The sequence below is a fragment of the Rhizorhabdus sp. P4_G6 genome, from assembly GCF_056401045.1.
Genome location: NZ_JBFUKC010000002.1, coordinates 373,846 through 382,567, shown reverse-complemented (window position 1 = coordinate 382,567; position 8,722 = coordinate 373,846). Strand labels below are relative to the sequence as shown.

General features: G+C 63.4%; 8 protein-coding genes. 2 read left to right on the top strand and 6 right to left on the bottom strand.

Annotation, left to right across the window (positions count from 1 at the left end):
* On the top strand, positions 1-751 hold a 751-nt coding region (locus AC1DPF_RS04095; protein WP_477959819.1), incomplete at its 5' end, for a PLP-dependent transferase.
* A 60-nt stretch (positions 752-811) separates the two neighbouring features.
* On the opposite strand, the gene AC1DPF_RS04090 is transcribed toward AC1DPF_RS04095, so the two are convergent.
* Positions 812-1,696 carry a winged helix DNA-binding protein gene (locus AC1DPF_RS04090; protein ID WP_477959817.1) on the bottom strand — a complete coding sequence of 295 codons (885 nt, stop codon included), beginning with the start codon at positions 1,694-1,696 and terminating at the stop codon, positions 812-814.
* A gap of 198 nt (positions 1,697-1,894) precedes the next feature.
* Here AC1DPF_RS04090 and AC1DPF_RS04085 point away from each other — a divergent pair, with 198 nt between their 5' ends.
* Positions 1,895-2,455 (top strand): hemerythrin domain-containing protein, encoded by a 561-nt coding sequence (locus AC1DPF_RS04085; RefSeq protein WP_477870259.1) that lies wholly within the window; start codon positions 1,895-1,897, stop codon positions 2,453-2,455.
* A 15-nt stretch (positions 2,456-2,470) separates the two neighbouring features.
* On the opposite strand, the gene hglS is transcribed toward AC1DPF_RS04085, so the two are convergent.
* From hglS to AC1DPF_RS04060, 5 genes are all read right to left on the bottom strand, one after another.
* Positions 2,471-3,760 (bottom strand): 2-oxoadipate dioxygenase/decarboxylase HglS, encoded by a 1,290-nt coding sequence (gene hglS / locus AC1DPF_RS04080; RefSeq protein ID WP_477870257.1) that lies wholly within the window; start codon positions 3,758-3,760, stop codon positions 2,471-2,473.
* A 5-nt stretch (positions 3,761-3,765) separates the two neighbouring features.
* Positions 3,766-5,049, bottom strand: a complete 1,284-nt coding sequence (gene murA / locus AC1DPF_RS04075; protein WP_477870255.1) for a UDP-N-acetylglucosamine 1-carboxyvinyltransferase — start codon at positions 5,047-5,049, stop codon at positions 3,766-3,768.
* 162 nt (positions 5,050-5,211) lie between these two features.
* On the bottom strand, positions 5,212-5,538 hold the full coding sequence (gene clpS, locus AC1DPF_RS04070; RefSeq protein WP_477870846.1) for an ATP-dependent Clp protease adapter ClpS: 327 nt from the start codon (positions 5,536-5,538) through the stop codon (positions 5,212-5,214).
* Between the two features lie 206 nt (positions 5,539-5,744).
* Entirely contained in the window at positions 5,745-6,698 is a 954-nt protein-coding gene (locus AC1DPF_RS04065; protein ID WP_477959815.1) for a phasin family protein, read from the bottom strand.
* 205 nt (positions 6,699-6,903) lie between these two features.
* Entirely contained in the window at positions 6,904-8,670 is a 1,767-nt protein-coding gene (locus tag AC1DPF_RS04060; protein WP_477870249.1) for a PHA/PHB synthase family protein, read from the bottom strand.
* Between the last annotated feature and the right edge of the window lie 52 nt (positions 8,671-8,722).

The window sequence follows — 8,722 nt, the reverse complement described above, 5'->3', positions numbered from 1 at the left end:
TCTCGAAAGTCCGGCGAACCCCACCAACGCGCTTGTGGATGTGGAGGGTGTCCGGGACGCTCGAGATGCACTGTTCACGGATGACGGCGAACGGCCGCCGATCGTCATCGACAATACTTTTCTGGGGCCGATCTGGTCGAAACCGCTCAAGCATGGCGCGGACCTGGTGGTCTATTCGCTCACCAAATATGCAGGCGGGCATAGCGATCTGGTCGCCGGCGGCGTGGTCGGCGCCAAGGCGCTGCTCGATCCGGTGCGCGCGATGCGCAACACGATCGGCACGATCACCGATCCGAATACCGCATGGATGCTGCTGCGCTCACTGGAGACGCTGGAACTCAGGATGAGCCGCGCAGGCGAAAATGCCGCCAAGGTGTGCGAATGGCTTCGCCACCAGCCGCAGGTCGAGCGAGTCGGCTATCTCGGCTTCCTCGATCCCGGCTCGCGACAGGCCGACATTTTCGACCGCCACTGCGACGGCGCCGGATCGACCTTCTCACTCTACCTGAAGGGCGGTGAAAGCCAGGCCTTTGCATTTCTCGACGCCCTCAAGGTCGCCAAGCTCGCTGTCAGCCTGGGCGGCACCGAAACGCTGGCGAGCCATCCGGCGGGAATGACCCATTTGTCGGTGTCGGACGAGCGCAAGAAGGCGCTCGACATTGGCGACAATCTCGTCCGCATCTCGATCGGGATCGAGGATCCCGATGACCTGATCGCAGATTTCGGCCAGGCGCTGAAGGCGATTGGCTGACCGGCTGCTCCACCGGCCGGGCACGCCTGGCCCGCCGGTGGAGCAGTGTCGGAACGAAGCTCAGCCGCGCATTCCGTTCGACGTAGCGGCGAAATAGGACATCATTCCGGCGGCAGCCGCGCCGGTCAGTTCGATGAACACGCGACGACCGTCGACCGGATCGGCAACGCGCCGTAGCAATCCGGCCTCGGTGAGTTGCTTGATCCAGCGCAGGGCGGTGGTCGCCGGAACTGCCGCGGCGATGCAGAGGCTGGACACTGCGACGGACCGGCCTTCGATCTTCGCCGCGCTCAGGTCCAGCAGAATATCCCACGCAGGGTCGGCGAAGAGCCCGGCACCGAAGAGATCGTCACGCAGGCGCCGCGCCCTTATCATCTCACGGATTGCTCCCGCGGCGCATGTATCGCCATCGCTCGCCTGCTCGGGCATTGCGCTGCGCGCACTGGCGGCTTCCGCCGCCAGCGATGACAGGACGCGCCCGATCCGCGCATTCTCCTTGCCGCGAAGCCCCGATCCGATGGGATCGGCCGCATCATTGGTCTCGCGCAGTTCCAAAGGTGCCTTGAACAGCCGTTCTTGCATCGCCTTGGCGAGGGCCTCCGGATCCTGGCCCACAAGCACGTCGACGTCCTCATGCCCGATCCGTGCCGCGACGATGTCCAGCAATGCCGGGGTCACCACCACCACGCTCGCAAACCCGCCGGCAGCGGCGCCATCATCGACGATCCTACACAATTCATCGAGCACAGGACCGTGGTCCCGGCTGACATCAACAATGACGAGATCAACGCCGATCTGGCTGTCGAGCCTCTGCCTGGCCTCTCCGATCGGCAATGCCGCAGCAAGCCGCCCGCCAGTCTCCGCCACGCTTGCCGATGCCATGGCGATACCCACGTCGGTATCCCCGAACACCAGCACAACCGGAGCCTCGCTCCATTCCGACATCAGCCACCTCCAGCACGTCCCACAACATGCTCCGCCCCCGCGTGCGATGCCTGACACGAAAACTAGCGCACCGGTCCGGCATGTCAGCCGATATTTGGTCCGTTATGGATCAAGTCCCAGATCGGGAACATCGGCTGCACGCACTTGTTCAGGCTCGAACCCGCGCTTTGAGGCCCACGCTTTTCGGAAGGACTGCTGATGTCAGGGAAATATGGTGCGCGCAACGATGAGGGTCATCATGTGATCGCCGAGGATGATCCGTTGGCAATCAGCCTGCTCAAGCAGGAACATCATCTATTCCGCACGTTGTTCGACGAAGCCGAAGAGGCAGACGAACAGCGGCTTGCCGCGATCGCCCGCGAACTGTGCATGCGGCTGACCGTCCACATGGCGATCGAGGAGGAAATCCTCTATCCGGCGCTCAAGCCGATCCTCGGCGATGACGAGATCAACGAAGGCATCGTCGAACATCAGTCGGGCAAGCGAATAATCGCCGAGCTCGAACAGCTCGACGGCAGCGAGGAGCTTTTCGGCGCCAAGGTCCATGTGCTGGGCGAAGAAACCATCCACCATGTCGACGAAGAGGATGAGGATCTGTTCGAAGACGGCAAGGCGGCGCATGTCGATCGCAGGATCGATCTGAACGCCCTGGGCGAGCGGCTGAGGGCGCGGCAGGCGCAGCTTTATGACGAGATCGCAGCGACCGGGGAGACCGGCAAGACCTGCGAAGCGCAGCCGGACGAGGTCGCCCGGGCATGATGCGGTCGACGCCGGCTATAGGGTGACGGCCGCCAGCGATCGCGCCTCGGCAGCTTCATACAGGGCGAATTCGTCGAATAACGGGGTGCCGAGTGCAGCTTCGAATTCCTCGCGGCTCGACCTGGCAGCATAGGCGCCGCGCGCCGCATCGCCGAGATTGGACTGGAAGATACCGGCCGCGCTGACCGGCAGGAAGTCTTCATACAGGATCGGATCGGCGACGATGTCGCCTGAGTCTATGGCCGCTTCGAGGTCGGCCCGACGCACAGCCCTGCCGCTGTAGCGGAAGAAGGCGAGGCCCTGACGGCGAAGATCCGTCCAGTCGTCGGGCAACTCGGCAAATCGATCCCGTTCCGGCTGCGCGGCCAGGATCTCGTCGTAGAGCGCCCTGCCCTTCCGCGTGAGCGCGACGCCGCGCTGCTCGACCTCGCCAAAGCGCGCGCTGTGGCGGCCGGGCACGGAGTGGCCGGAGAGGGAGAGGAAGACGATCCGTTCGTCGAGGGCCTTGAAGCTGGTCTGGCGCAGCAGGACCGGACAGGCGCGGCGCGGCGGCCCCTCGATTTTGTCCTTGGGCGTGATGCCATGCGCGGGCATCGCCGCCTGCACTGCGTCGATGTCGAGCGTGCGCGGTGTCAGGTGATTGATGTGCGGACCGCGGAAGCTCACGACATCGGCGATCAGGCGGTGCGCGTCGAGCAGGCGGTCATAGCTCTCGGCGCTGACCGTGGCGGTATCGTGCCAGCGAAAAGTCTCCAGAAGCTCATCCACGAAGTCGATGGCAGCCGCGACATCGAGTCCGCCTTCCCGTTCGGCACGCTCGATCAGTTCGAGCGCGCCCGGCGTAAGGATGCGCCGCGCGTCGAGGATAGCAGCGGCCTCGGCGCGCAGGCGCGCGTCTTCGATCAGTTCGAGCCGCAGCAACGAGGTAAATATGCGGAAGGGGTTGGCGGTCAGCGCAGCCTGCTCGATCGGCCGGAAGGCTGTCGAGTGAACCGGCACGCCAGCTGCGGCGAGATCATAATAGCCGACCGGGTGCATCCCCATCACGGCGAAGGCCCGACGGATGAGCGCGAGCTCGGCGTCCGTGCCGAGCCGGATCGCGCCATGGCGCTCGCCGGCGAGTCGCTCCACCTCGCCGTTGCGGCGCAACGTGTCGGCCAGTGCCGGATCGCGCGCCAGCACTGCCGAATTGCCGTCCGCGACGAGCTTCAGCAAAGTGCCATATTGAGGGACTTCGGCCCGATACATCTCCGACATCGCCGCGGAGAAGCGGCCCCGGATCGCATCGGTTGCAACGAAGGCCATCGACGTCAGCCGTCGCTCTGACGCTCGATATCGGCTCCAACGGCCGAGAGTTTTTCCTCGAGCCGTTCATAGCCGCGATCGAGGTGATACACGCGATGAACCTGTGTTTCGCCATCGGCAGCGAGACCGGCGAGGATCAGGCTCATCGACGCCCGCAGATCGGTTGCCATCACTTCGGCACCAATCAGCCGGTCGACGCCCTTCACCACCGCAGTGCGGCCGTGCACCTGTATGTCGGCTCCCATCCGCGCGAGTTCCGGTACGTGCATATAGCGATTTTCGAAGATCGTTTCGGTAAGGACGCTAGCGCCGCCGGCCAGCGCGAGCATCGCCATGAACTGCGCCTGCATATCGGTGGGGAATGCCGGGAACGGTGCCGTCGACAATGTCAGCGCCTCCATCTTTCCATCGCCGCGGACATGGATGCCGCCGGGTACCTCTTCGATGCCGACGCCGGCGCTGCGCAGGCCGGCGAGGATCGCTTCCATGTCCTCGGCACGCGCGCCGGCAAGCAGCAGGTCGCCTCCGGTGATCGCAGCCGCACAGGCATAGCTTCCCGCTTCGATCCGGTCTGGCATCACTTCATAGTCTGCGCCGTGCAGGCTGGTCTTGCCCTGGATCGTCAGCCGGTCGGTGCCGATACCGTCGATCTCGGCGCCCATCGCGACGAGACAGCGGGCTAGGTCGACAATTTCCGGTTCGCGCGCGGCATTTTCCATCACCGTCTCGCCACGCGCGAGCACCGCGGCCATCAGCGCATTTTCGGTCGCGCCCACCGATACCACTGGAAATCTGATCCGGCCGCCGCTCAACCCGCCGGAAGGCGCCGTCGCCTTGACATAGCCCGCAGCCAACTCGATTTCCGCGCCGAGCGCCTCGAGCGCCTTCAGGTGCAGATCGATCGGCCGATTGCCGATGGCGCAGCCGCCCGGCAGCGACACTTTCGCCTCTCCGGCGCGGGCGAGCAGCGGCCCCAGCACGAGAATTGACGCACGCATCTTCCGGACGATGTCATAGGGGGCGACCGTCGATGCGATTGCCTTTGCGGACATCCGCATCCGGCGGCCGATGGTGTCGCCATTGCTGCGGCTGACGGTCGTCGACACACCGAGTTCATTGAGCAGATGGCCGAAACTGTCGACATCGGCCAGACGCGGCAGATTCGTGAGCGTCAGCGGCTCGTCGCTGAGCAGCGAGCAGGGCAGCAGCGTGAGTGCGGCGTTCTTGGCGCCCGATATCGGCAGGCGGCCGTGGAGGCGATTGCCGCCCCTTATTGTGATGCGATCCATTGCCTGCGTTTATCGTTTCGCAAGAAAGGCGCAATTGTTTGTTGGCGCGCCGGACCACGGGTGCAGCGCACAGGCCCAACTCTCGCATGCTATTGGCGCGACGCCGGGATCAGCGAATGTCGATCGCCGGGCGTTAGAGGGCAATCGGACAAGCTCGAAGGGTTATGCCTTTTCAAGCGTACATTGGAGCGGGTGCTGATTCTGGCGGGCGAAGTCGACCACCTGGCTCACCTTGGTCTCGGCCACTTCATAGCTGAACACCCCGCACACCCCGACGCCCTTCTGGTGAACGTGCAGCATGACGCGGGTGGCGTCCTCGATGTTCATCCGGAAGAAGCGCTGCAGGCACAGCACGACGAACTCCATCGGCGTATAGTCGTCGTTCAGCATCAGGACCTTGTAGGGCGAAGGCTTCTTCGTGCGCGTGCGCGTCCGGGTGGCGAGGCCGAGGCCGGTGCCATTCTCGTCGCTATCCTTGCGGATCGCCATGCTGATCGGGGCCGTAGAGGTGCTAAAATGACTCATCGTCGCGACAGGACTCACACATGGGCGGGGCATGCCACAGAATATGGCACCGCTGAGGCCTTCGGCAAGGCCTTCGGTGAGTCATATCGCGCAGGGGTTCCCGGAAAAACAAACCGGCCGCCCCGCGAGGGACGGCCGGTCGATGTTCGAATGTTAAATCGCGACGGCGATCAGAGCGACGCGGTCTTGATCTTCTCGGCCGCGAGCGCATAGCGGCTCGAAATCGGCTGGAAGACATCTCCGGCCAGCTTCAGCCATGCTTCGCTGAGCTTGGAGGCCTCGGCCACCGCGCTGTCGAAGGCCGACTTCGCATAGTCGCTCTGGATCTGGAACAGCTCGGTCGGAGTCTTCACACCGGCGAGGCTCTTCATCGTCGCCGAAGCGGTCTCGAAGCTCTTCTTTCCATATTCAGCCATTTCCTGGCCGAGCGTTTCAGCGCCCTTGGCGGCGGTCTTGGCCGAGGCGGCGAATGCCTCCATGTTGCCCTTGGTGAACTCGGAGAACTCTTCGCCGGCCTTGGTGGTCTTTTCGAGAGCAGCCTTCGCGCGATCGTTGAAATCAGCAATCATCATTGTAACCTTTTCAGCAGCAGCCTTCGGCTTAGGGGGAATGGTGGTGGCCATGACGGTCATTTCCTTCGTTTCCGGCGGTAACGCTGCCGGGGCGGCTTCAACCGGCGGTGCCGAAACCTTGGCGACCGGCGACGAACTGGTTTGCGGGGCGGGAGCCGCCGCTATCGGAGCAGGAGCAGCGGCGGGGGTCGCCGGGGCAGGAGCGGCCGCGGCCGGAATGGGCTTCGACGTCTCCGCCACCGGAAGCGGCTTCGCCTCAACGGTTGTCGGGCGCGGCTCAGCTTGAGCAACCGCAGGAATCGGCTTCGGCGCGACTGCTTCGGCCTTTACGACCTCGGCCGGCGCCTTCTCCACTGCAGCAGTTGGAGCGGGCTTGCTGGAGACCGGAGGCGTGGCCACGGCTGCAGGCTTGGACTCAACGGCGGCCTTGGGCTCAACCGCGGCCTTTGCATCGGAAGCCTTGTTCGAAACCGCTTTCGCACCCACCGTTGCCGCACGAGCAACATTCGGCGTGCGCACGGGCCTGCCCTTCGTTGGTCTCTTGTCAGTCATCGACTCGCTTCCAGCTAGGATGTTGCGACGCACAAATACTGGATTTGCAAAGCAGATGCAACATCTATGTTGCAGTGCAACATAGATTAGTGAGGCGAAGATTTACGGCAGATATCCGCGCTTTCTTACTATCTCGGGCCAACCCGCAGCGGTAAGGAAAGTTCCGTAGGACAAATTGTTTTGCGCTTGCACTCAATCAGGCAATCTAGCGGGTACGGACATAGCGCCCCGGTGCGTCCTCGATCGCTGGCAGCGCACCCTGCCCGGGAATACGTGCGCCCTCGGCGGCAATCTGATCCGCGCCGAACGCCTCGATCCAGCGTCGCCAGTCCGGCCACCAGCTGCCCTTCGTCTCGACGGCCGCAGCCTCGAACGCCGAAAGGTCCGGCGCCGGCGTATCGCTCGTCCAATATTGATATTTGTTGGCGTCGGGCGGATTGACCACACCGGCGATATGCCCCGACCCCGCCAGCACGAAGCGGACAGGACCGGAAAGCTGTTCGGTCAGCTTCCACACGCTCCGGCATGGCGCGATATGGTCCTCCCGGCCGGCCTGAACATAGGCCGGCGTCTCGATCCTGCGCAGATCGATGGGCACGCCGTCGACCGAGATCGCGTTCGGCTGCACCAGCAGGTTGTCGCGGTAGAAATTTTCCAGATAGGCGTGATGCCATTTCGCCGGAAGATTGGTTGTATCGCCATTCCAGTGCAGCAGATCGAAAGCGGGATAATCCTCGCCCAGCAGATAGTTCTGCACGACGTAATTCCAGATCAGGTCCCGCCCGCGCAACAGGTTGAAGGTCAGCGCCATGTAGCGGCCATCAAGCACGCCCGATCCCTGGGTCAGCGTGTCGATCAGCTTGAGTTGCTCATCATCGACGAAGAGATTCAGGTCGCCCGCCTCGGCAAAATCGACCTGCGCGGTGAAGAAGGTCGCGCTCCTCACTTTTGACGCCTCGCCCCTGGCCGCCAGATAGGCGAGAGTCATCGACAAGGCCGTTCCCGCAACGCAATAGCCGATGGTGTGGACCTGATCGACACCGAGCAGGTTGCGCACCGTGTCGATCGCATCGACCTGCCCGCGCACGACATAGTCGTCCATCGTCACGTCGACCATCGTCTCGTCGGCCGACTTCCAGGAAACGACGAACACCGACAACCCCTGCTCGACCGCCCAGCGGATAAAGCTGTTCCGAGGATTCAGATCGAGAATGTAGAAGCGATTGATCCAGGGCGGAAAGATAAGGAGCGGTGTCTCGAGCAGCTTGTCGGTGGTCGGCGTATAATGGATGAGCTGATAGAGCGGCGTTTCGTGGATGACCTTCCCAGGCGTGGCCGCGATGTTGACGCCGACCTCAAAGGCTTCGGTGTTGCTATGGGTAAGTTGGCCCTTGCCGAGATCGGCAAGCATATGCTCAAGGCCGCGCAGCAGATTCTCGCCTCGCGTCTCGAAAGTGCGTTCGAGCACCAGTGGATTGGTCAGCGGGAAGTTCGACGGCGACATCGCGTCCGAGAAGGTTCGCATCGCGAACCTCAGCTGCTCGCGCTGACGCGGATCCAATCCCTCCAGCGCGTCGACACCCGAGAGCCAGGCGTCGCACATCAGCAGATAAGCATCCGCTATGAGTCCGAAGATCGGCGTCTCGCGCCATTGCGCCGCCTTGAAGCGACGATCCTGCGCCGCACTGGCTCCCGGCTGACCCTCGATCATCTTGCCGAAAAGGCCCAGGCTCGATTTGATCAGCTCGCTCTGCTGGTCGGCGAGCTTCTCCGGATCCGCGAACATCGGCACGGTCAGCGGCGGCAGCGTCATCTCGGCGGAGCCGTTTGCCATCGTTTCGGCAACATGCTCCATCATCATCTGCTGCGCCTGGCCGATCAGGCCGGTCCAATGCTGGACGTCCTCCAGCGAGGGCATCGCAAGGCCCCGATCATCCGATGATGCCTGCGCTGTGTCGCCAATCTCAGCCATGTCCATTTCCCGACCAAGCTTTTTTCACCAAGCGCCCTGCAAAGGGGGCACA

Excerpts from the sequence above, each read along its gene's own strand:
- AC1DPF_RS04085 (WP_477870259.1), top strand. The coding sequence starts at position 1,895 with ATGTCAGGGAAATATGGTGCGCGCAACGATGAGGGTCATCATGTGATC.
- clpS (WP_477870846.1), bottom strand. The coding sequence starts at position 5,538 with ATGGCGATCCGCAAGGATAGCGACGAGAATGGCACCGGCCTCGGCCTC.
- AC1DPF_RS04060 (WP_477870249.1), bottom strand. The coding sequence starts at position 8,670 with ATGGCTGAGATTGGCGACACAGCGCAGGCATCATCGGATGATCGGGGC.
- AC1DPF_RS04090 (WP_477959817.1), bottom strand. The coding sequence starts at position 1,696 with ATGTCGGAATGGAGCGAGGCTCCGGTTGTGCTGGTGTTCGGGGATACC.
- hglS (WP_477870257.1), bottom strand. The coding sequence starts at position 3,760 with ATGGCCTTCGTTGCAACCGATGCGATCCGGGGCCGCTTCTCCGCGGCG.
- AC1DPF_RS04065 (WP_477959815.1), bottom strand. The coding sequence starts at position 6,698 with ATGACTGACAAGAGACCAACGAAGGGCAGGCCCGTGCGCACGCCGAAT.
- murA (WP_477870255.1), bottom strand. The coding sequence starts at position 5,049 with ATGGATCGCATCACAATAAGGGGCGGCAATCGCCTCCACGGCCGCCTG.